This window comes from Nostoc sp. NMS7 (assembly GCF_017115085.1).
Lineage (GTDB): Bacteria > Cyanobacteriota > Cyanobacteriia > Cyanobacteriales > Nostocaceae > Nostoc.
In genome coordinates, this window is record NZ_JABXKJ010000060.1 from 28,953 (window position 1) to 51,760 (window position 22,808).

Sequence of the window (22,808 nt, forward strand, 5' to 3'; positions counted from 1 at the left end):
ATGTCTTTGGGATTATACAGGAGTTAATTGCTGAGGAGTTATCAAAGGCTATCAATGCCAAAGACCCAAATTCAAATCTGTTGTAAGTCCAAAAAGTTGGAGATATTCGTAATTCCTAATTATGTCATGTCCGCCTAATCACTTGTTAAAAAACTCTCGGCGTTAGCCTAAACAATGAGTCTTTAAGCGAACATGATATTAGATGTAGTCTAAACCGCAGTCTGAAACAAAGCTACCTGTGGAGTTAGGGGTCTTAAACCCTATGCTTAATTACGAGCAACTTTACTATTAATATTCATGGGCAAATGATGATTTTCCGGAAACTACTGACAGTAGAGAAATGTAGAGGGAAATTACCCATGAATCTATATCTACGTTTAATTACGCTGAGGTGTTCATTGTCTCGATATTAACAAAACCAGTCCACTGTTATCTTCTAGCCTTTTTGAAGGTGCTTTAATCTCTAGATTATAAGACTATGTAGAAATAGCGATCGCACAAATAAATTCTTTATGTACTCTTTAAAGATTTCGTGATTTCCCTGAAAAGTTATAAAAATAGCATAAATATACTGAATTTTTCCTGATCGTAACAAAATTAAATTTTGATTATAAAAAAGCCAACTTAGAGCCAGCCAGGGCGAATGGAATTCGCGGCTACACAAACAAAGTCCGCCTGCGCGGACTAAGGAAAAAATTGAATGTTTGAAACCCACGGAGGTGGGTTTAGCCTGTGTAGACGCGGTTTCTAACCGCCCTTCTAGCTATTTTTCCACAGCTTGTCGCAGCGCTAATTGTTGTTGTTTGATATTTGGTACGTAATTAATGCTAGAGTTTGATACCCCGTTAGCTACAACCCCAATTAGATTTAACTTACTTAACATGGCTGTAGCTTGAGTCAGCTGACTTCGCGTTACAATACCAATGCTTGCCACCATGATCACGCTACGACAAGATGATGCGGTAAGCATGGCATCCACCAAGCCGAGAACTGGGGGAGCATCTATGAGTACCAAATCGTAGTTTTCCTCAAATGCTGCCATTAATTGCATCATCCGAGGGGAACTCAACAGATTAGCTGGATCAGCAGGTTTGGGGCCAGCAGTCAAAATATCAATGTAGGCGGAACCTGAGTATTGAAGACTAATTTGATTGGGTAGAGTTGCATCACTCGCCAATAGAGTTGAAAGCCCCTGTTCATTAGGAAGATTCAGTTGTACGTGCAGACTGGGATCACGTAAATTAGCATCAATTAGCAACACCTTTTTGTGTAAACGGGCAGCACTCATTGCCAAACCCAACGCCAAAGCTGATTTACCCTCATCGGCTAAAGCTGAGGTGATCATCAAAGATTTCAAGTTAGTAACAGTATTTAAAAGTTCAATGTTTTTGTAAATCAGATCCAGCGATTCCCAACGTGGTGGAGATTGCAATACCTGAATTGTCCAAGGAGCAAGAACTTCTGGCTTACCAAAAGGCAACTTAATCATTGATTCTCTAGGTTTTGCTGGCGGTAATTTGGGAGTTGTTCCCAACAACGGCATGGCCATTTGCTTCTCTAACTCAGCAGTGGTATGAACTGCATCATCAGCCGATTCCCGAATAAAGGCAGCAATACCTCCTAACATGAACCCAACGACAGCACCTAACAGTAAGTTCTGCTGGAGATTGGGGCCTAATTGTGCGCCTTTTTGGGGTTCTTCTACAACTTCCCAATTAAATCCACCCTTGGAAAGTTCTTGCCGTAATTGCTGTTCTGCTCTTAAAAGTTGCTCTAATCTTTCACGACTAAATTGCAACTGCGGTAGCATTCGATTGTAATAAGCCAATAGAGGCGGGAAGCGTTTAATTTCCAAACGTAGCTCGTTTTCTTTTTGGGCTAAAGTTTGATCGCGAGCAGTTAAAGCAACAATAGTGGTCTGCGTTTCTACTAGCTGACCAGCAAGGCCGAGATCAATTTGACCAAGCTGCCCTCGTTCGAGAAGAGAATCTCCAGAAGTGAATCCACCAGCAGACTTTTCACCTAAAGTTCTTCCTACCTCTTGTTGCAATAATTCCTTCTGGCTCTGAAGCTGTTCTTTGAGCTTTTGCACACTCGGAGTTTCATCTGTAAACCGTAAGCGTTCTTGTGCTAGTGCTAGTTCGCTTTTTTGGATTTCGTTCAATAAGCCTTGATAGCGAGTAGATTGACTCAGACGAGAAGCAACTAGAGCATTTTGGGGAGAACGATTAAGTTGTTCTTCTAAAGATTTTTGACGTGCTAAAGCTTCCCCATATTGAGCGCGAGTTGTCTGTCTTTCTTGGGCAATATTGTTCAAAGCTGTCTCAATTGCTTTGGCCTGTGACTCTGGATCAATTAAGTTCTGATTTCTCCGAAACCTTTGTAAATTTGTCTCAGATGCATTTACTTCTTGACTGGCTTTACTTAACTGTTCCCTAATAATTTGCAGACCTTTTTGTAAACGCGAATTCTGTTGTTCTTTGTTATATTCCACATAAACTTGTCGAATTGCACTCAGAACTTTTTGTGTCTTTTCTGGATCTCCAGCAGTGTATTCAACTTGAAAGATTTTAGTAGCGACATTATCTTCTTTGCTCCTGAGTTGAGTTAAGACCAAAGAAGCTTTAATTTCAGTTGAACTTATATCTGGATAATCAGACTGAAGTTTATCAACTGCTTTTTGGATAAGTCCCGAACTTTGCATCAAGTTAAGCTGTGTGGCAGTATCTATGACCACATTAGAGTCAGTAAACTGGTTGTCTAACCCAGCACCTTCTGTCTTACCTTGATAGTTAGGTTCTACGAGCAGTTGCATGGAACTTTTATAAGTAGGCTTAGTCTTAAAAGTTACTAAGCCTGCAAGAGCAATACAAGTAATTAATACTGCTAAGAACCAAGGAAATCTCCTCACAAATACGGCAAACAATTGACCGTAACCTACTTCACTTTCCGAAGCTGGAGTTATCTGAGGATTTAGACTAGTTTGAACCACTTTTATTATCCTTGTCTTCGAGATTTACGCTAAGAGATTCTCCGAAGAATACCTATTTTTTTACAACCCGCCAACGAGAAGATAGAAAATAAATAGGTAATCTTATAGTGAAAGAGATTCAGAAATCAAATGAATAATTGATGCACACCACAAGCTTGATTAATAATTTGCTCAACTTTCCCAAAGAATGCCTTCTCTGAAAAGTTTGTTACGGCATGATTACGGATGCGATCGTAATCCCAAGAAATGCCATTAGCTTCTAGTAATGCGATTTGTAAAGATTCGGGTGTTTGCCTTTTGAAAAAGACTCCTGTTTCACCTGGGATTTGAGTATCTAATACTCCACCTGCTCCATAGGCGATGACTGGTGTACCACTAGCATTAGCCTCTACTGGAACTAATCCGTAGTCTTCTAGGGCTGCGACAATAATAGACTTGGCTTTGGAAAACAAGTCTTTGCGGGTTCTATCACTTACATGTCCTAAGAACTCAATATTTTGTAATGCTTTTGATTTTAATCGTGCTTGTTCTGGCCCGTCACCTGATATTAATAACCGCCACCCCAGCCAGTTGAAAGCTTCGACTATTATATCAAGCCGCTTATAACTGATCATCCGAGCGGAGGCCAGATAATATTCATCTTTTATATCTGAAAAAAGAAATTTACTAGTATCAATTGGATAGTTGACCATCATTGCCTTTTTGCCATAAATATTTTCAATACGGCGGGCAACAACACTAGAATTAGCAATGTAAAGGTCAGGTTCCTGTGAATATTTCAGGTCTACCTTTCTCATGACTTGAAATACTTCTTCGATTAAAGGAGCAAAATATCTATAGTCTCCATACTCTTTTAAATAAGTTGCTGTATCCCATAAGAAACGGGTGACATTATGGCAAAAACAAATGTGGTGGGCATTGGGATTTTTTCGCACTGCTTTGGCGAAGCTGGTGCTACTGCTAATAATTAAATCGTAATCTTGCAGATCCAAGGCACGAAAGGCAGGAAAATATAGAGGAGCCATCGACCTGAAATATTTTGCTGCACACGGAATCTTTTGTAAGAAAGTTGTATTAACTATGCGATCGCCTAGATCAATAGTTTTTTCTGGATCGTACAAAGATGTGAAAATATCTGCTTCAGGATAGCGTTTACAAAGCAGTTCAAACACACGCTCTGCCCCACCTCGCTGGGTTAAATAATCATGGACTAGAGCAATTTTCATGAATTTGACCTAAAGTTTCGATCAGGTTTGTTTCAACGCTCCCCAGCAACTTACTATCAACAACTTTAGTGTTCCGCAGTTAAACCGGCGGTTAAATGGGCGGTTAGAAACCGCGTCTACACAGGCAAAACCCACACTTCGACAAGCTCAGTGACCGCCTCCGTGGGTTAAGAACCCTCAATTTTTCCTTAGTCCACGGAGGTGGACTTCGTTTGTGTAGCCGCGAATTCTATTCGCCCTGACTCTACGCCCCTACAGCCAATTCATTTGTTGCAAATATTTTTGAAACCGATATTACCCAACTGCTACCAAGATTTTTTCTGGGGCGAAATAACTGTTTTGCTCAGTTCGGAGTTGGTCGCAGAGTCTGCCTTCAGGTAATTCTACATCCTCATAAGTGAGGACTTGATCCTTAGAAATATCTCGTTTCAGGCGACACCCTTCAGCTAAACCAATTGGTAGGAGATTTTGCTGTTGGACGATATCGGAATTCTCACATTGTCCGTAGGTCATATAGTAGCCGATGCCATCTAAGGTTTCTCCTGCTTTCAGGTCGATTTTGGCGGTGGTGACAACATCTACTAGCGGACCTGCCAGTGGAGACATAACGGCATCACCGAATAAGACAGCACGCGCTACGGACAAGGGAACTTCAAAATGACAGAGGTGATAAGGAGTATAGAAGCTGTAAAGAGGACCTTCGCCTAATTTGTATAAGTTGAGATAGTGCTGTTGCTTGGGGTCGTCGTGAGTAGCAAATACATATACGCCTGGGCCAGGTTTTGCTCCAACTACATAATCGACAATGCCGCCCAGTTCCTTGAGTTGTTCAACATTATATAACTGGGTCATTTCATCGACATAACCGTTGAAGTCATATCCCAACATTCCCCGTTTGGCGACTTTCATGCCTGTGGCATTGGCAACGATCGCTTGCTCGAAGGAAATTTTGGTTCCGTCGGCAAAGCTAGCCACCATGTGGGGCTTTTGACCCCAACGTTTAGCAAATCCTTCCTGGGTGGTGGGATTGCGATAGGGGTCTTGGAGTCCTTTAATGTTACCGCACAATAAGGGAGTTAAACCAATGCTTTTCACAAAGCGGTAAAGGTTCATTTGTACCCCTGGCTGATCGCCATCACAAGCGCTGAGGATGACGCCTGCTTTGTCGGCATACACTTTCAGGATGGGGCCAATGGTGCCGTCGAGTTCGGCATTCATCATGATCACATGTTTGCAATGGGCGATCGCTTCCATGACGATCACAGCGCCAAATTCCACTGCACCTGTGACTTCGATTAGTGCGTCAATACCCTCAGCCCGACACAGTAACTTAGCGTCTTCTGTGACTGCATATTTACCGTTAGCGATCGCATCTTCTAATTCGCTGACAGTTGCAACAACTTGAATTTCTTCAATTCCGGCTTCCGAATAAGCTTGTTTAGCTGCATCAATCTGGCGATTGGAGATAGCAACTAACTCCATTCCTGGCACTGAATTGACAATTTGGTTGGCAATTCCTCGACCCATAAAACCAGCACCAATCATTCCCACTTTGATAGGATTTCCTGCTGCTGCACGGGCTTGTAAGGCGCGATCGATAATAATCATGAACTAAACTCCTTTTTGGAACTGTTTGTTGTGTTACAAATTCTCGATAATTTTGTACTTAATAATTTGTTACACCTAAATATTAAGTACATTTTCACGGGAATTGCTGGCTCGTCTACATGAGACTTAACCCACCTTTACTTGCGGAATGCTACGCGAACGTAGGTTAAGAACCCTTGATTTTGTATTAGTCCGCGCAGGCGGACTTGGTTTGTATAGCCGCGATTTCTAATCGCCTGGGCTAAGTACTAACTAGCTGTTTGCTAGATGCTATCGAACCAGTCTGTTTTTTCTGACTATGATTTTCGATAATTTGCTCCACAGCATTTCTATAGGCTTGGGCAAATTTTTCTTTGGTATGATTTGCTCTTGCATATTCCCAAGCCTGACGAGACATCAGCTTTAGGTTTTCAACAGGCAAATTGGAAATACTTCTAACTTTCGCCTTAATTTCTTCAAGGGAAAGATTATCGAAAATCACACCAAAATCATGAACATCCACACCAGATTCGTAGCTTAAAATCGGAATTAATCCAGCTTGTAAGCTAGTTATTACTGCTCCTGCTTGTCCCTCAGAAACAGAAGGATAAACAAGTCCCAAACAATTATTTGTAACCTTTAAAAAGTCAGGACTGCTAACATCAATCCAACCATAGGTGTGAATGTTAGGTGTTTCATACAGTTCTTTATAGAAAGCTTGCTCAAACTCTTTGTCATTACTTACCGGGCCACAAACTGTTAAATTGTATTCCGGCATTTGGGCAAAGGCATCTAAAACTAAGTCTAACCCTTTGAGAACTAAAGCACTACCACCAAACCACAGAAAATTCTTTCTTACCGCTTCAAAGTCTTTCTCGTCGGGAGAGGGATAAACGAGTGACGAAGAAATGGGAATACGATACATTGGTTTGTTCGCATATTTGAATGTATCAACTGTGAAATTGTTGCCCAATACAGTAGCGTAATCGGCATATTCAATTCCCAAGTTGGGCGTTTCAAATCGCTGTGGACGTAGGGTAATTCCTTTGCGCTGTTGGAGTTCTAGAAGTCTATTGCATTCAGCTGCATTGCGAAATATCATATTAGCAATGTCAACGTGGAAAATCTTGATGCAATCTTTATTCAGCTTTGGTGCAAGCGCTTCTAAACGATGACGGATATCAATGAAAAATGCGTAGTCTTTTTGAGGAACGAATTTATCATTGTGGAACTGGATAACATCAACGTTATAGCCCAGGTCTAAAAAAGTTTGGGCAATTAGTAGACATTCCCAGTTCCAACTCTGGTCATTGGGGATAGGCTGACCTGGTTTTATGAGAAATGGTTCAATCCGATAAGAAAGAAGTACATTACCTTTAGAAGGCTGTTTAGGCTTTAGGGAAACAACCTGTAAGGTCTTAGCGTAATTGATGCGAGCTTGGACTTTTTTGGAGACAAAAGAGATAGTATTACCGACACGAGATAGAATACTATTTAGCATTTATTTCTACCTAAATTAATTATTTTACCCTCGTATAGAGGAGCCAGTGTGTTGCGCGGATTAAGAGCGTTGTAGCAACTGGCGTCGCGCAGAGAAACAGCCTATAGTTATCTAGAAGCTGTACCGCCAACAGTCATCATTCTCAACAAAGGCCAATTTAAATCTTTCTCAGATATTTCAGTCACATCTAGAGGCCAATCAATATTAAAGAATGAATCGTCATAGCGTAAACCTCTTTCATACCCCGGCGTATAAAATTCACCCACTTGATATACGACTTCAGTTTCATCTGTGAGTGCTTGATAGCCGTGAGCAAACATTTCTGGAACATACAAGGCGCGGTGGTTTTCTGGAGTTAGTTCTACACCGATGTGTGATAAAAAGCTGGGAGATTCAGGACGCATATCAATAATTACGTCATAAATTGCGCCTTTAGTACAGCGAATTAATTTCGTTTCTCCTGCTGGCAGAATTTGATAGTGCATTCCCCGGATAGTGCCTTTTTTGTAGTTAAAAGACAGGTTACATTGAGCAACTATTGGCTTTAAGCCGTGTGCTTCAAATTCTTGAGCGCAGAAAGACCGAGCAAAAAAACCACGGTGGTCTGGTTTTTCTTCTAAGTCAATAATAAATGCGTCTTTGAGTGCGGTTTCGGTGAAAATCATATATTTCTTTGAGATGAATGTTGATTACAGAAAATACTTCTTAACTGCTTAGTGTTTGCACCACAAAATAACAGTAATTAACGTGGATTTAATCACCTACAACTTTGTTGGGTGCGTTACCTTCCTAACGCACCCTACGAAAGGGTATTAAGTCGAAACTTTAACTGCATCTGATGTAGAACGTAACTCTGCTCTGGGATAAGTATCATCCCAATATTGGGTGCAGAGGTCTGGTCGTTCGGGAGGGTTGGCGGTGTAACAAAAGAATAGCGCTGACCGTTCTTCTGTGCGGACTCTGCCGTGATGCAAAGCATTTTTTGTATCTACAAGAACCACTGTACCTGCTGGGCCTGGGCAGGATTTCCAAGCTGATTTGGGGATGACTGGTTTTACTTCTTCATCATCGATACCCATATAGCCTGACTTCCAAAGTTTGTAATAAAGTCGAAAATAATTCCAACTAAATAAGGAAGTTAAAGAGCGCGGAATATATTCAAAAGGCCCAGTTTTTTGTTCTACATCATTCAAGTAAATAAAGATTTTGATAATGCGACGGTCTTCTGCATCGCTATGCCATAGCAATGTCCCAAACTGATGTTTGCTAGGAAAATCTTTGCGTAAATGTACACCATGAAAAGCAACAGGAAGACCAATATAATTTTCGATGATGTTGAGCAGTCTTTTCTCTATCCCCCAAGCATAAAATTCTGGTAAACCTGTAACTGTAGAAATTTGGGGTAACTTTTCATCTAGATGGTCGTTGTTGGAATTTTCCATCTGAGACAATTGATGGTAAGCAGCTTTGAGCAGTTCTGAGCTAGAGTTTAACCCTAAATCTGCCAGTGTTGTGACGCAAACGCCATCTTTTTTGAGTGCATTAACGATGTTGCGATCGCGTCCTTCCAAAGCTGGCAGATTTCTGCTATGCTGCCAACGGGCTACATAATATTTAAAGTCAGAAGACAGTGTAGATATTTTGTGTTTAATTGCGTTAAACATGGTGTGAATACCTTCTAATTTTGATGTATATTTATCAGCAATTTAGTAGCTCATGACTTATAATTCCGCACTTCTTGAGTAGATATTTCAATTGATTCTGCTAATCTGAACTCTTTAGAAACCATCACGTCAAAAGCACACAAACTGACTAAAGCCAAAAATGGAACTACTGTTTTGATGGCGGACATAGGCCATCTTCTTAAAGCACCTAAGAAAACTTTCAAATTGACTTCTTTACCGTTCTGCAAAAGCATCCGCCTGCAAAACTGCTTAGAATATCCATTCTCTTCCAGTTTCAAAATCACTTCGGGTATGTGTTTGTATTGCATTAATAGTGCAGATTTTGGTTCTTTTTGCCAATAACTCACACCAACAACACATTCCAAATAAGTTTCCTTAGTAACAATTACACTGCCATTAGCAGCACAATATCCGGCCAAATATGCTAAAGATATCCAGTTATTCTCAGCATCTTGCCAATTTTGGAGAGCGCGTTTTACTAGGTCAGTGCGGTAGATTGTAGCAGTCAGAAAAATAACTGCGCCGACACTTTTTGAGAAACAATGCTCAAATATAGCTTTACCATCACCATCACCATCTTCGGTATCAATATCAAACCAGCGATTACCAACAATTGTTGGTGGATGAACTGGTTCGCCAGTAATTTGGTTACGACCAGAAAAGTTGAGGAACAATAATGATAAATTTTCATGTTCCTTGAGTTTACTAATCACATAAGCAATCGCTCTATCTTGAATTGGGTCATCATCACCAATTGTCCAAACATATTTTGTTGTAGTAGATTTTAGGCAATACATAATATTTTTTACCACGCCTAAATTCTTTAAATTTTTATTTGATTTAAATGTGATGCTGCTAAGTATTATTTGCCATTTTTGGATCACCTCCTGAGTGTTATCTGTTGAACAATTATCAGAAACCAAAATTTCACAGTCATCTTCAAAACCTTTGATAGCTTGAGCCAGCCATGCTAACTGTTTATCAAGTAACTCAGCACGATTATAAGTCGGTATAGCAATGGTCAGTAATTTAGACATGGCAATAAATAGTAGTTAATAAAATTGGTGCATAAGTGGTTATTGCCAAGAAGTAGTGTTAACAGTAATTTGGCAATTAACATACTAAATTACAGGCTAGTCTCTAGCTGTTTGGGTGGAAAAAGAATTGCCCAAGCTGATATGCTTAACAAACGTAGGTAAGGAATAAATATCTTGATTGTCAACAGAGGCCAGCGTTTTAAAGCACCTAATAATATTTTCAAGTCAGTTTTTTGTTGGAAATTCTGCCAAATCATTTCCTGACAAAATTTATGAGGATATCCTACCTTTAGTAGTTTTATATAAACTTCAGGTATGTACCCATATCGCATTCTAAAATTCCATGTTGGGTCAAGGTCTAAAAGACTAGCGCCCATAGTACATTCTAAATAAGTGTCCTTAGTGATAATGACACTTCCATGAGCAGCGCAAAACGCAGTCCAATATGCTTGAGATGCCCAATTACTAGTAGCAGATGGCCACTTTTGTAAAGCTTGTTGTACTATATTTGTACGATAAATTGCTGCTGATATAAAAAGTACACCACCAAAATTTTCGTTGAGATAACCTTGGAATACAGCTTTACCATCAACTCTTAGCTCATCGTTATCACTATTTAACCAGCGTTCTACAACAAGTTGACCTGTTCGTTTTTGGCGACCGGAGAAGTTTAAAAACATTAGCGCTAAATCTGAATGTTTTTTTAGTGTTGTTAACACATAATCTAGAGTTCTCTCCTGAATTGGATCATCATCACCAATTGTCCAAATATATTTACTGGTTGGAGCTCTCAAACAACAAGCAATATTAGCCATGACGCCGATATTTTCGCTATTTCTGTTTGACGAAAATCTGACATTACTAAGAATTATCTGCCACTTTTTAATTATCTCTTGGGTATTATCTGTAGAGCAATTATCAGAAACAAAGATTTCACAGTCAGATTCAAACCCTTTAATAGATTTAGCTAGCCAAGTCAGTTGTTTATCTAAAAGCTGGGCACGATTGAATGTTGGAATGGCGATGGTCAGCAATTTATTCATATTAAGCTCAAATCTGTAGTTAAGTAGGTACTAACAGCAGCTTATTAATTACTAAGCTGCTTTCCAGTTTGATTTCTTGCGGTCTGCTGGCAAAAAATTTAGAGGAGATACGCCTTTTAATTACTCTTGTTACTAATTCTTTATTCTCAAAACAATTAGTAACAAGAAGCATTTTCTGGCTTATACTTAGTAATTACGATGCTAGTAAAAGCCTATCCGGAATAGGAGATGGATAAATTTTTACTTCAGGAATTGGCACTACAAACTGTCCACCCCACTCGCTAATAAATGCCATTTGTTCCATAATTTCTTCCTTGAGATTCCAAGGTAAAATTAGGACATAATCGGGTTTTGTTTCGCGGATTTTGTCTGGTTCAAAGATGGGAATATGAGTTCCAGGTAAAAATAAGCCTTGCTTGTAGGGACTGCAATCTACTGTGTAATCAATAAAATCTTTCCCAATCCCACAGTAATTGAGCAATGTGTTGCCTTTGGCTGGTGCGCCATAACCAGCGATTGATTTACCTTCGGCTTTAGCCGTCAATAGAAAATTTAATAGCTTGTGCTTTGTTTGTTTGACTTTCTCGGCAAATGTAATGTAAGTCTCTATCTGATGCAGTCCAGCAGCGATTTCTTTTGCTTTTAGATGGCTAACTCGGTCGCTAATGCTAGGATTATCAGCGTGATCATGTTTGGCATAAATTCTTAGAGAACCGCCATGAGTTGATAATTCTTCTACATCAAAAAGTTGTAATTTGTGCGCTGCAAAAATTTTTTCGATAGTCAGGAATGAGAAGTAAGAAAAATGCTCATGATAAATCGTATCAAACTGATTTTCTTGGATGAGTTGTAAAATGTGAGGAAACTCCATCGTCAAAATGCCATTGGGTTTGAGGATGAGTTTCATCCCAGCGATGAAATCGTTTAAATCCGGTACATGAGCTAAAACATTATTGCCTATCAAAAGATCAGCTAATTTTCCTTGCATCACTAGTTCTTTAGCAATTTCAACTCCAAAAAACTTGTTGATACTAGGAATGCCTCTACCTTGGGCAACCTTGGCGATATTTGCTGCTGGTTCTATTCCTAAAACTGGGATTCCCTTTTCTAAAAAATATTGCAGTAAGTAGCCGTCGTTGCTGGCAATTTCAATAACTTGATTATGATGATTAAAGCCAAACCTTTCTACCATCATATCAGTGTAAGCTTTAGCATGTTTTAGCCAACTTACGGAGTAGGAAGAAAAATAAGCATAATCGCTAAAAATGCGATCTGGAGTTTCAAACTGTTCTAATTGAACTAAGAGAGTCTCTTCAGAAACATAAGCATGAAGAGGATAAAATTTTTCGGCATTATTTAGCTGTTCTGCTCTCAGATAAGCATTGGCTAAAGGTGACATTCCTAGCTCAATAAAGGTTTGGTGCAGAGGTTGACCACTGAAACGACATTTTGCGATCGCCATAATTTTCAACTCACTGATTACAAATAATTTGATGGATGAAATAATTCCGAATAAATATTATTTACTTCGGAATTATTAATGTTGTTAGTGTGTAAATAATGATGTATTTACACACTAATAGCTAATATCTACTTTTTATTCCAGAAGAAATCTTTGTCAATTTGCTCGGTACGAATCAGATACTCTAACTGCTTTAAGCGGGTAAATCCTCTAAATAAGAAAGTATCTTCAGCCATATCTATTTGACTGAATAAATCAAATAGCTGTTGGGCACCAAGTTGGGCATCCCAATCACATTTAAATCCGGGTAAGATTGTGTTGATTTTTGCGAAGGATACCCGATAGCTGCGGTTATCTCCGGCGTTGTCACCAAAGGACAATTTACAATCGGGGAAAATATCAGCAATAATTTCAGCGATTTCTTTGACGCGATAGTTGTTTGCTGTATCTCCTACGTTGAAGATTTGATTATGTACAATATCCCGTGGTGCTTCCAAGGTGCAAACTATTGCTTTGCAAATATCCAATGCGTGGACTAATGGCCGCCAAGGTGTACCATCACTGGTCATTTTGATTTGTTTGCTAGTCCATGCCAACCCTGCTAAGTTGTTTAAAACAATATCAAAGCGCATTCTGGGAGAAGCACCAAAGGCTGTGGCATTCCGCATAAAGGTGGGAGAAAAGTCATCATCAGCTAGTGGTCTAACATCTCGTTCTACGAGAGTTTTGCATTCTGCGTAGGCTGTTTGGGGATTAATTGGGGATTCTTCTGTAACATCACCTGCGGTAGCAACACCGTAGACACTGCACGAAGACATATATACGAAGCGACGCACACCCATAGCCTTAGCCAGACTAGCCAGACGAACTGAACCTACATGATTAATTTCGTAGGTAATATTTGGTGCCAATTGTCCGGCTGGGTCATTGGAGAGTTCCGCCATGTGAACTATTGCTTCAATACCTTCCAAATCATCAGGGGTGATGTTGCGGATATCTTTGTTGAGGGTTTTGGGTGTTACACCACTAGGGTTGTACAGCCAACCAACTTTATAGAAACCGGTATCTAGACCAATAACTTCATGTCCCCGTTCAATTAATAGAGAAGGTAATAACGAACCTAGATAGCCTTCTGTGCCAGTTACTAATATTTTCATTGTGGTTAATGCCTTTGATGAGTTAAATTCTTCGTTTAGTAGGGTCGCACAGCAACTGTGCGATGCATCCAAAAGGGAACCGCTATCTGAATCTGCTAACAGTCATTACGTAGTTACTAAAACCTTTTGCAGGCTTACCCATTGGGTAGCAGCACTCTATAACGATTCTTAATTGATGCACTACACTTTTTTCTTGTGGGATGGACATCTTTGCCCGTCCCTTGTATTTCCAGGCGAACAAGTCACCCCACAAGATTCATCCCTTAATTCAGCAGTTCCGGAAATAACAACTATCTATCTATGCAGTTACTACATTATCTAGATGCGAGATTTGGGGAATTTGAGTTACCAGCGCTTTGCCAATTTCTAGAGAGGATGTGGCAGCCGGAGAAGGAGCATTGCAAACATGGATGGAGTTTTGACCGGAAACAATCAAAAAGTCGTCTACAAGCTTACCATCGTTCATTAAAGCTTGAGCGCGGACTCCTGCATGGGTGGGAACTAAGTCTTTTGCTTGAACTTCGGGAATTAGTTTTTGCAAACTTCTGGTAAAGGCTGCTTTACTAAAGGAACGAATAATTTCTTGGATGCCTTCATCAGCGTGTTTTGCCGCTAACTTCCAAAAACCGGGATAGGTGATGACTTCCAGAAAATCTCGCAGGTCAAAGTCGGTTTTTTTATAACCTTCGCGTTTGAGCGACAGAACGGCGTTTGGCCCTGCATGGACGCTACCATCAATCATTCGGGTAAAGTGGACACCTAGGAAGGGGAAATCTGGATTGGGAACTGGGTAAATTAATGTCTTGACCAGATAGCGTTTTTCTGGGGTGAGTTCGTAATATTCTCCCCGGAATGGGACAATTTTTGCTTGGGGTTCAACTTGACCTAGTTTGGCGGTGCGATCGCTATGCAATCCAGTACAATTAATTACAAAGCGTGTTGCAAAGTTACCGTTGTTTGTTTCCAATACCTGATTTTCACCACTTGGGGAGATTTTCAGAACTTTTGTATTCAGGTGTAAATCCCCACCTTGCTGTTCAATTAGCTGGGCGTATTTCAAACAAACTTGCTTGTAATTAACAATCCCAGTTGAGAATACCCGAAGCCCACCTACACATTTTACGTGAGGTTCAATTTCCTTGACTTCTTCCGGACTGATTCTCTGGACTTTTATGCCATTGTCTAAGCCGCGTTTGTAGAGATTTTCTAAGCGTGGTAGTTCTTGTTCTTCAGTTGCAACAATCACTTTACCACAAACTTCATGCTCAATTCCATGCTCTTGACAAAACTCTACCATAGAGCGAGAACCATCACGACAAAATTTAGCTTTGAAACTCCCTGGCTTGTAGTAAATACCAGAATGAATCACCCCGCTATTATTGCCGGTTTGATGAAATGCCCATTGGCTCTCTTTTTCTACTACTAAAATACGCGCATTGGGATAGCGTTTTCCTAAAGCCAACGCTGTAGAAAGTCCAACTATTCCCCCACCGATAATTGCAAAATCATACATTAGTATTATTCTACTTGAAATTACAGTAAATCTATGAACTGGGGAGTGGGGAGTTAAAATTCCTAACTCCTGTACAGACGCGATTAATCGCGTCTCTCTTTCTACCAAACCTTCCAAGGAGCCTGACTATTTTTCCATAGCCCTTCGAGATAGTTTTTATCGCGTAAAGTATCCATCGGTTGCCAAAAACCATGATGTTTAAAAGCAGATAGCTGTTCCATATCAGCTAGCTTTTCTAATGGCTCTTGTTCCCACACCGTAGAGTCATCAGCAATCAAATTGATTACTTCCGGTTCTAACACAAAATAACCGCCATTAATCCAAGCTCCATCACCTTCAGGTTTTTCTCGAAAGCTGGTAATTTTAGTTTGCTCATTTCCTAAAGAAATGGCTCCAAAACGTCCGGCTGGTTGAACGGCTGTGAGTGTTCCTAAACTATTTTGTTGTTTATGAAACTTAACTAGCTCGGTGATATTAATATCACTTACACCATCACCATAGGTAAAACAAAAAGTTTCATTACCAAGATGTTCGCTGATTCGCTTTAAGCGTCCGCCTGTCATTGTATTATCACCCGTATTTACTAAGGTGACACGCCAGGGTTCAGCATAACCAGAATGGACGTTCATCTGGTTAAATCGCATGTCAAATGTAACATCTGACATGTGTAAGAAATAGTTAGCAAAATACTCTTTAATTATGTAACCTTTGTAACCACAACAAATGATGAAGTCATTAATGCCGTGAGCAGAGTAAGTTTTCATTATGTGCCAGAGAATTGGCTTACCACCAATCTCAACCATCGGCTTGGGTCTGATACTAGTTTCTTCACTGAGGCGTGTACCAAGCCCTCCAGCCAAAATCACCGCTTTCATGCAATTACCTCGGAGATTTGTAGGGATATTATTATTTGACTTTATCGACATGAAGAGGATGCACTTAAATAGAGAAAAATTGATTTCTGATTTCTCTTTCTCAGTCAACAATCTAACTGTAATTTTCGCCAAAATTATGAAGGAAATATAAATTAAAATCTTTTCTATATAAAAGCTCTATGAATATCTAGAAATACGGAAATCAATTACTCAATTAAATAAAAATGTCACCCATAAAATAACTAGGATTAGCGTCAGCTAACCCTAGTCAGGCTTGATTTATGAAATCAAAACTAATGATATGTCAGTAACAAAACTTACTTGTTTTTAGTTAGTTTTTTGGATGCTAGTTGAGCCTTGGAATAAAGGGTCACATTTGTTTTCTACGACTACGCACATATTACTGAGTGCTTGCTGATAATTATCCATATCCTCTTGGTCAAGAAAGATTTTGGCAGATGCCTGTATATCTTGGATAGCTTTCGTCTGGTTTTTGTTAGATTGACTACCGCCATATTGTGCCAGTTCATAGCGAACCATACCTCGTTTGAGATATGCTTTAGCTAGTTTGGGGCTAATAGTTAATGCTTGGTTAAAGTCAGCGATCGCTAGCTGATATTCTTGCTCATAATTGCTGCTATATTGAGCAATTTGATAATAGACAACACCCCTCTGAAAGTAAGCTTCGGCTTTGGATACATTAAGTTTTATTGCCTGAGTAAAATCTGCGATCGCTCTTTTGTAACCTTGTTGAGATTCACCGCTATATTTGGCCATTTGGGTGCGGACAATCCCCCGTCTGACATAAGCTTCAATTTCCTTACTATCCAGACCGATAGCCTGATTATAGTCAGCGATCGCTAGGTTATATTGTTGATCAGGATCGTTGCTATATTCGGCGAGCATATAGCGGGCATTGCCCCGATTTACAAGAGCTTTGATTTGATTGGGGTTGATTTGGAGAGCTTGGCTATAATCTGCAACTGCTCCTTCGTAGTCTTTCAGGTTATAACGGGCATTACCACGATTTACAATAGCGATCGCAAATGTAGGTTCTTGTTCAATTACTTGGCTAAAGTTGGCAATTGCTTTTTCATAGTCTCGCTCTTTGTAAGCAGCATCACCCTGGTGATTGTAATCAGCGACGCTGAGTTTGTTATTTATCTGGCGAGAATTCAATGCTTGTTGGGTGTAAGCATTTTGGGAAATAAACGGCTGAGTAAATTTAATCATTATATCCGCATATCCCAATAAGCCAAAACCCAGCAAGCAAGAAATAATCGGGTACAATTTTGACTTCTTGGAAGGTTTATAATATGAACCGCTTGGGGTAATTGCTGGTTGCCAATAATTAGCTAGGTGCGATGACATGGCTCGCTGTGGAAAACGCGGTGTCTGCGTGTAGTGCTTTTTCGCTTTGATTCGCGGTTGGAGATGTTCTCTAGCTTCTATAGCCCGATGTGATGGAAAGGGGTCGCGTCCGCCTAATCGCACGGTACGTTCACACCAAGGACAGGCACGCATGTGGTTGTTGTAGCGATGCTGGGGATTTGTCGTGCAGGTAATCAGGGAATCTTCGGCTTCAGCTATTGCCGAGAGCCAAGTCTGGGCACTGGGGCGCAGCAGTGGGTTATTGTGACCCTCTTCAAAACAACGCAGAAATAGTTCCTGTAAAGCGGGATGGAGAATTTCCCAAGGGGGTGCAATCGGTGTAGGCAGGTAGGGTACGTGCCGCTTTTCACTGTAAGTGAAATGACCCGATGCAATCCGGGCTTCGTAGGGCGGTGGCTCAATAGCACCTTGAAAAATCCCCGAAAATGGGTGGGTGCCTTCCATTAAGAGTTGAAATACCAGCACCGATAACCCGAATAAATCGTGAGAGATTTCGCGATCGTGTTGGGCAAAAGTTTTATTCTGGAGTTCTGGTGGGGTAAACTCTGGTTTACCTACTGGGCAACGATAGACAACATTGTTGTTTCGGTCGGGTACTTGAAAAGAGTCTGTGTCTATCAAAGTCACCAGTGCGGTGTCACTGACGAGGATATTTGACTCGTTCACATCACCAATGCAATATCCACTAGCGTGCAAAGCTGCAAAAGCCGCCGCTAGGTTCCGAGCGGTGCGGAGCAGGTACTGATAGTTGAATAGGGGGCAGTGTTGGCGACGGGTTCTGGGGTTGTAAAAGTCGATGATTGGACGCATCCCCTGAATATGTGGCATCAAAAAGCCAAGGATGCTATTTTTGCCATCTGCTGCCCGTAATAAATCCTCTGGCCAAGCGATAGAGATATGCCCCAAACTCGCCGTCGGGTTTTCTGGCGGATTCGCAAGCATTGCTTGGAGTTTATCAGCATGGGCAGTCGTTGGCTTATGATAAATCTTTGCCACCAAGTTGCTATCGGATGGCACTGCATAAACACAAGCTTCACCGCCACGCCCCAAACTGACATTCAGGCTGAGGATTTCTTTTCTAGGAGAACAACGTAGTACCTGCATAATGAAATTACCGTTAACGGAAGTTATTGTAAGATGTGAAACCTGTAGATGTATTGCTTATGACTCGTTGAATGCAGCTATAATGAGTGTTAAATCATCATCAGTGCGTTGTGTAATCCGTTCTGAGCGTAAAAATTTTACTAACTGCTCCTTGGCTTCTGTCTTATCCTTGGTATTGGCTACAAATTCAAACAGGGGAAAAAAGAACGGTTTATGAGGTTCGCCAACAACCATATTCAAAGCCAGCATTTGTAGTCCGTCAGTAATGATACCAACATTTACTATATCTGTGCGCCATAATCTGATCTGCGCTGTATCTAAAGCGTTAGGCGAAGTTAAAAAAGTGGTTTCGTTGATGTATTCGCCGCTATCAGGTATAGTCAGTGCGAGGAGATTGCCCATGCTATCTTTTGCCACTGCCAAACCATCACCTATCTGTGCCACAGCCACAACTTCTGGTGTGGCAATCATCATAATTAAGGTAGTTGCTAAATCTTGAGGCTGTTTGTCACTAGTAACCGCCTCCGCCTCCACAGCTTTTTTAGCAGCTAGTATGGCATCATTTAAGAGCGATCGCACCAATGCATCATCAGTTAAAATTTTTCGCGTCAGTCCTTTGGTGGAAATGTTTTCTATTGCTGTCTCCACAGCAACCATCGCTCCCACTTTTCCCAGACTAGCAGAACCCGCGCCATCTGCTGCGGCTGCCACTAAAATATTATCTGACAATATCTGCCAATGATGAGCATCCTGACATAACTGCTTGTTTTTTAAGTGACTTGTACCACATACAGAGGCAGCCACAATCCGCCATTGAGTAATCTGTTTTGATATGTTCATAGATTTTTTGCCAGCAGCTAGCTGTGTAAACATCAAGCTGCGATTTTTAATTAAACAGTCCCCCAACCAATCGGCGGTAGTGCTACCTGCTCGTCCACCTGCGAATGAGAAACAGCCGCCATACTAGTTGACAACCAAACAAACATCTCGATAAAATTTAATCCTTTGAGTTTTAAGGGGGTACGCACAGTTATTTGATTTAAACGCGTCATATTCGCATTTTCTACACCCACCGTAAAAAATGCTACACGTTTGTTTGCTTCATCTCCCTGTAAGCGCTGGGATGCTTGCTCTACCACATGCTCTAACTCGCCTTGCGGTTCTCCATCGGTAATCATGAATACCCAAGGACGATAGTAAGCAATTCCATTGGCACGATACTGAGATTTCCGCTCTTGAATTATGTCTAAAGCTTTATGAATTCCTGCACCCATCGTAGTCAAGCCCTGTGCTGTCAAAATCGGCGGATTGAATTGATCGGCAGTCACAAAATCTTGTATTACATTGATATTACTATCAAAAGTGACGATCGCCACTTCTACCCGTCTGGCAGCTAAGGAATTTTTGACTAATTCATCCTTTAAGCTTAGTAAACCCTGATTTAAAGCCTCAATCGGATCTCCTTGCATCGAGCCAGATGTGTCTAGCAACAGCACACAAGGACAACGTGGTTCTGGGTTCTCAGCAAATTCTACTACTTCATCAAGTCTTAATGTATCATGCATAACTTTTGGTGTTATGTTAAAGTTCAACGCTTTATTTTCCTTTTCTCAGAGTATATAATTACAGTTGCCGAAGCCACTACAGAATATAGTATCTAGTCGTAGATCGTCTAATCTTTATTAAACAAATTATTTTCATGAAGTTCTCTAGATTAAGATGAACTTGAGCATAGCTTAGTTTATGAAAACCGACCATTACCTGTTGTAATATATCTACCAAAAATTTATATCCATTAAACCTACAGTACAATAAATACGTAAACTTTCCTAGATAAGTTTTTAAAGATTTTATGTAGGAGAATCGGTTCTTTAGAGAAAAGTGATTGACCATAATTAAGATCATTAGCTCTAGAAGTATACCAGTGTAACTACGGAAACTTAAAATCAAATTTGCCTCTTTAAGAGAGTGGGCATAAATAAACGTCATTATTAAGGTCTTCAGCCAAGCGTTGTCGGTAGTGAGTAAAGCTTGGAAGCAACCAACATCTATTGATAGTCTAGCCATAATCAGTGTTTACCTTTATTCATACCCACCTACTTGTTTTTTGAGATAAATTAGGTATAATGTGCCAAATCTAACAAATATATTCTAGACCTGATAATTTTTAATATAGTTATACATATTTTAAAATAGATGATTTGTGTGTAGAGAAATATGACAAAGAAGAAAATGTTTCATCGCTGATATTTTCAATTTACAAATGTTCGGTTGTTGATTCCGTAAAAAACTTGAAAAATATGAATAATTCAGGTGCATTCACCAAACTACGTCCTCTAAGTTTATTAAGACAGTTATCCAATTGCTCCGACAGTACTTGTTTACAAGCATTAAGTAACTCAGTTTCTTGGTCGATTTACTTAGAACAGGGTAAAATAACCTACGCTACCCATTCAGTGGAACCATTTGATCGATTAGAACGTCATTTGCGTCGCCTCAGCCACCAAATTCCACTACTTACTAGTGAGGTTCGTGTTCAATTACGTCTGATGTTTGAACCTGATTTACACAATCAGTTAATCGAACATAATAGCAATTCCATCAGCCACCCTCCTGAATATCAGGCTATATTCTGGCTTGTTAGTCAAGAACATCTACATTCTACACAAGCAGCAATGCTGGTTCAAGAATTAGTTAAAGAGGTGATTGAATCATTTTTGCTCATCAAGGAAGGTACTTATCAATTAACAGAACCACTGAATAGAATGCCAAAAAATTGTCGTCTAGATGTAGAAAAAATTCTCGAATGTTGCCAAGCGCGATTACAGAATTGGCAGGCTTTTGTTCCCCAAATTTCTTCTCCTTATCAACGTCCATATCTGTTGATTAACAGCAAACTTGAGGAAAAAGATTTACCAAACCTCCAGCCACATTTAACTAATTGGATGAAGGGTTTTAGCCTGCGTCATCTGGCTGTAATTTTGAATCAAGATGAAATTCAACTGGTTGGCGATTTATACCCTTACATAGTTAATGGTGCGATTATCTTGCATGAACCTGATCCACCATTTGATAGATTACCAAAGATTTTTGAGCAGCGATATCTACGACGGGCTACGCCGGAGCTTTTCTCAAAATCAATTATAGACTTAGTTCACAGCAAAGAAAAACTAAGTATCATCCTCAACTCTTACGCAGTTATTTCTGAAGAGAATATAGTTCCTGTTCAGCGATTACGACAGATTTCTGCTCCTCCAAAAGCAAACTTTCAGGAACCAACAATATCAAATAACATAAATCCTGCTTCCCAAAGAGTAACGGCTGCTACTGTAACGGCAGAAAAAGTCCACAAAATCGTTTCTGTAGATGATAGCCGCACAATTCTCAAAGAAATTAGCTATTTCTTAGAAAATGAAAATTTTTCTGTAGTGACTATCAACGATCCAATAAAAGCCGTTTTGTCAATTATAAGGCACAAACCGGACTTAATTTTGCTGGATTTAAACATGGTAGGAATCGATGGTTATGAGTTGTGTCGAATTATACGAAATAATTCAATATTTAAGAGGACTCCGATCATTTTCGTCACTGGGAATAAAGGAATTATAGACCAAGTAAAAGCGAGATTAGTAGGGGCATCTGGATATCTGACTAAACCGTTTACTCGCACCGAATTACTGAAAATGGTCTTTATGCATTTGACTTAAATTAAGCACAAAATATTTCGTAATTAGAAGAATTTGCAGATGGCTACTAATCTAGAAATTGACGAAAACTTAATTAAGGAAGCTCTCGAACTTGGTGGTCATCCAACTAAGGATGCTGTTGTTGAAGAGGCATTGCGAGAGTATGTACAGCGTCGAAAGCAACTGAAAATTCTGGAGTTATTTGGTACGATTGAATACGACGATGATTATGACTACAAGCAACAGCGTCGGAGTCGATGAAAGTCATTGTTGATACTTCAGTTTGGTCTTTAGCTCTCAGACGCAATTATAAAGTTGACGACTCACCCCATGTTGCAGTGTTGCAAGAATTAGTTACTAATGGTCGAGTTGCTTTGCTGGGTGCTGTCCGGCAAGAGATACTCTCAGGTATTCGTGACACCAACCAATACAATCGGCTGAAAAATTAGGTTCTTCAGTACTTGTTATGCTAAATTATTAGTTACAAATTCAAAAGGATATTAAAAATTGTATTAAAAAATTACTAAAAGCATTGCAATTATTGACAT

At 40.0% G+C, this 22,808-nt stretch carries 18 protein-coding genes; 3 read left to right on the top strand and 15 right to left on the bottom strand.

Going from position 1 to position 22,808, the window contains the following annotated elements; all coding sequences use genetic code 11:
- Window positions 1-763 precede the first annotated feature (763 nt).
- The 15 genes from HWQ38_RS05055 to HWQ38_RS05125 form a co-directional block, all read right to left on the bottom strand.
- Window positions 764-2,992 (bottom strand): polysaccharide biosynthesis tyrosine autokinase, encoded by a 2,229-nt coding sequence (locus HWQ38_RS05055; protein WP_292790632.1) that lies wholly within the window; start codon window positions 2,990-2,992, stop codon window positions 764-766.
- Window positions 2,993-3,117: 125 nt separating this feature from the next.
- The gene (locus HWQ38_RS05060; protein ID WP_292790634.1) at window positions 3,118-4,218 is read right to left on the bottom strand and encodes a glycosyltransferase; all 1,101 of its coding nucleotides are present in this window, start codon (window positions 4,216-4,218) and stop codon (window positions 3,118-3,120) included.
- 294 nt (window positions 4,219-4,512) lie between these two features.
- Entirely contained in the window at window positions 4,513-5,826 is a 1,314-nt protein-coding gene (locus HWQ38_RS05065) for a Gfo/Idh/MocA family oxidoreductase (RefSeq protein ID WP_292790636.1), read from the bottom strand.
- Between the two features lie 241 nt (window positions 5,827-6,067).
- On the bottom strand, window positions 6,068-7,306 hold the full coding sequence (locus HWQ38_RS05070) for a glycosyltransferase (protein WP_292790639.1): 1,239 nt from the start codon (window positions 7,304-7,306) through the stop codon (window positions 6,068-6,070).
- 107 nt (window positions 7,307-7,413) lie between these two features.
- Window positions 7,414-7,971: a dTDP-4-dehydrorhamnose 3,5-epimerase gene (rfbC, locus tag HWQ38_RS05075; RefSeq protein ID WP_292790642.1), complete on the bottom strand. Its 558-nt coding sequence runs from the start codon at window positions 7,969-7,971 to the stop codon at window positions 7,414-7,416.
- Between the two features lie 147 nt (window positions 7,972-8,118).
- Entirely contained in the window at window positions 8,119-8,970 is an 852-nt protein-coding gene (locus HWQ38_RS05080; RefSeq protein ID WP_292790645.1) for a phytanoyl-CoA dioxygenase, read from the bottom strand.
- A 50-nt stretch (window positions 8,971-9,020) separates the two neighbouring features.
- A complete protein-coding gene (locus HWQ38_RS05085; RefSeq protein ID WP_292790648.1) occupies window positions 9,021-10,028 on the bottom strand; it encodes a glycosyltransferase family 2 protein in 1,008 nt (335 codons plus the stop codon).
- An 89-nt stretch (window positions 10,029-10,117) separates the two neighbouring features.
- A complete protein-coding gene (locus tag HWQ38_RS05090; RefSeq protein WP_292790651.1) occupies window positions 10,118-11,071 on the bottom strand; it encodes a glycosyltransferase family 2 protein in 954 nt (317 codons plus the stop codon).
- 193 nt (window positions 11,072-11,264) lie between these two features.
- Entirely contained in the window at window positions 11,265-12,533 is a 1,269-nt protein-coding gene (locus HWQ38_RS05095; protein WP_292790653.1) for a class I SAM-dependent methyltransferase, read from the bottom strand.
- Window positions 12,534-12,661: 128 nt separating this feature from the next.
- Window positions 12,662-13,690: an NAD(P)-dependent oxidoreductase gene (locus HWQ38_RS05100; protein WP_292790656.1), complete on the bottom strand. Its 1,029-nt coding sequence runs from the start codon at window positions 13,688-13,690 to the stop codon at window positions 12,662-12,664.
- A 298-nt stretch (window positions 13,691-13,988) separates the two neighbouring features.
- Window positions 13,989-15,203, bottom strand: coding sequence for an L-2-hydroxyglutarate oxidase (lhgO, locus tag HWQ38_RS05105; protein ID WP_292790659.1), 1,215 nt, complete (start codon window positions 15,201-15,203; stop codon window positions 13,989-13,991).
- Window positions 15,204-15,304: 101 nt separating this feature from the next.
- Window positions 15,305-16,078, bottom strand: a complete 774-nt coding sequence (gene rfbF / locus HWQ38_RS05110) for a glucose-1-phosphate cytidylyltransferase (protein WP_292790662.1) — start codon at window positions 16,076-16,078, stop codon at window positions 15,305-15,307.
- A 327-nt stretch (window positions 16,079-16,405) separates the two neighbouring features.
- Window positions 16,406-18,574 carry a tetratricopeptide repeat protein gene (locus tag HWQ38_RS05115; RefSeq protein ID WP_292790664.1) on the bottom strand — a complete coding sequence of 723 codons (2,169 nt, stop codon included), beginning with the start codon at window positions 18,572-18,574 and terminating at the stop codon, window positions 16,406-16,408.
- 57 nt (window positions 18,575-18,631) lie between these two features.
- A complete protein-coding gene (locus tag HWQ38_RS05120) occupies window positions 18,632-19,414 on the bottom strand; it encodes a PP2C family serine/threonine-protein phosphatase (RefSeq protein ID WP_292790669.1) in 783 nt (260 codons plus the stop codon).
- Window positions 19,415-19,464: 50 nt separating this feature from the next.
- On the bottom strand, window positions 19,465-20,139 hold the full coding sequence (locus tag HWQ38_RS05125) for a VWA domain-containing protein (protein ID WP_292790684.1): 675 nt from the start codon (window positions 20,137-20,139) through the stop codon (window positions 19,465-19,467).
- A gap of 735 nt (window positions 20,140-20,874) precedes the next feature.
- Between HWQ38_RS05125 and HWQ38_RS05130 the strand changes: the two genes are divergently transcribed.
- From HWQ38_RS05130 to HWQ38_RS05140, 3 genes are read left to right on the top strand one after another with little or no spacing between them, the layout of a single operon-like run.
- Window positions 20,875-22,281, top strand: a complete 1,407-nt coding sequence (locus HWQ38_RS05130) for a response regulator (RefSeq protein ID WP_292790672.1) — start codon at window positions 20,875-20,877, stop codon at window positions 22,279-22,281.
- A gap of 39 nt (window positions 22,282-22,320) precedes the next feature.
- The gene (locus HWQ38_RS05135) at window positions 22,321-22,521 is read left to right on the top strand and encodes a type II toxin-antitoxin system VapB family antitoxin (RefSeq protein WP_181927572.1); all 201 of its coding nucleotides are present in this window, start codon (window positions 22,321-22,323) and stop codon (window positions 22,519-22,521) included.
- Window positions 22,518-22,709 carry a hypothetical protein gene (locus HWQ38_RS05140; RefSeq protein WP_292790678.1) on the top strand — a complete coding sequence of 64 codons (192 nt, stop codon included), beginning with the start codon at window positions 22,518-22,520 and terminating at the stop codon, window positions 22,707-22,709. Before HWQ38_RS05135 ends, HWQ38_RS05140 begins: the two co-directional genes overlap by 4 nt.
- Window positions 22,710-22,808: the final 99 nt, after the last annotated feature.

What these genes read in the sequence shown, in the direction of transcription:
- HWQ38_RS05125 (WP_292790684.1), bottom strand. Translation starts at nt 20,139, where the DNA reads ATGCATGATACATTAAGACTTGATGAAGTAGTAGAATTTGCTGAGAAC.
- HWQ38_RS05095 (WP_292790653.1), bottom strand. Translation starts at nt 12,533, where the DNA reads ATGGCGATCGCAAAATGTCGTTTCAGTGGTCAACCTCTGCACCAAACC.
- HWQ38_RS05080 (WP_292790645.1), bottom strand. Translation starts at nt 8,970, where the DNA reads ATGTTTAACGCAATTAAACACAAAATATCTACACTGTCTTCTGACTTT.
- HWQ38_RS05070 (WP_292790639.1), bottom strand. Translation starts at nt 7,306, where the DNA reads ATGCTAAATAGTATTCTATCTCGTGTCGGTAATACTATCTCTTTTGTC.
- HWQ38_RS05140 (WP_292790678.1), top strand. Translation starts at nt 22,518, where the DNA reads ATGAAAGTCATTGTTGATACTTCAGTTTGGTCTTTAGCTCTCAGACGC.
- HWQ38_RS05120 (WP_292790669.1), bottom strand. Translation starts at nt 19,414, where the DNA reads ATGAACATATCAAAACAGATTACTCAATGGCGGATTGTGGCTGCCTCT.
- HWQ38_RS05090 (WP_292790651.1), bottom strand. Translation starts at nt 11,071, where the DNA reads ATGAATAAATTGCTGACCATCGCCATTCCAACATTCAATCGTGCCCAG.
- HWQ38_RS05135 (WP_181927572.1), top strand. Translation starts at nt 22,321, where the DNA reads ATGGCTACTAATCTAGAAATTGACGAAAACTTAATTAAGGAAGCTCTC.
- lhgO (WP_292790659.1), bottom strand. Translation starts at nt 15,203, where the DNA reads ATGTATGATTTTGCAATTATCGGTGGGGGAATAGTTGGACTTTCTACA.
- HWQ38_RS05065 (WP_292790636.1), bottom strand. Translation starts at nt 5,826, where the DNA reads ATGATTATTATCGATCGCGCCTTACAAGCCCGTGCAGCAGCAGGAAAT.
- HWQ38_RS05060 (WP_292790634.1), bottom strand. Translation starts at nt 4,218, where the DNA reads ATGAAAATTGCTCTAGTCCATGATTATTTAACCCAGCGAGGTGGGGCA.
- HWQ38_RS05130 (WP_292790672.1), top strand. Translation starts at nt 20,875, where the DNA reads ATGAATAATTCAGGTGCATTCACCAAACTACGTCCTCTAAGTTTATTA.
- HWQ38_RS05085 (WP_292790648.1), bottom strand. Translation starts at nt 10,028, where the DNA reads ATGTCTAAATTACTGACCATTGCTATACCGACTTATAATCGTGCTGAG.
- HWQ38_RS05115 (WP_292790664.1), bottom strand. Translation starts at nt 18,574, where the DNA reads ATGCAGGTACTACGTTGTTCTCCTAGAAAAGAAATCCTCAGCCTGAAT.
- rfbF (WP_292790662.1), bottom strand. Translation starts at nt 16,078, where the DNA reads ATGAAAGCGGTGATTTTGGCTGGAGGGCTTGGTACACGCCTCAGTGAA.
- rfbC (WP_292790642.1), bottom strand. Translation starts at nt 7,971, where the DNA reads ATGATTTTCACCGAAACCGCACTCAAAGACGCATTTATTATTGACTTA.
- HWQ38_RS05100 (WP_292790656.1), bottom strand. Translation starts at nt 13,690, where the DNA reads ATGAAAATATTAGTAACTGGCACAGAAGGCTATCTAGGTTCGTTATTA.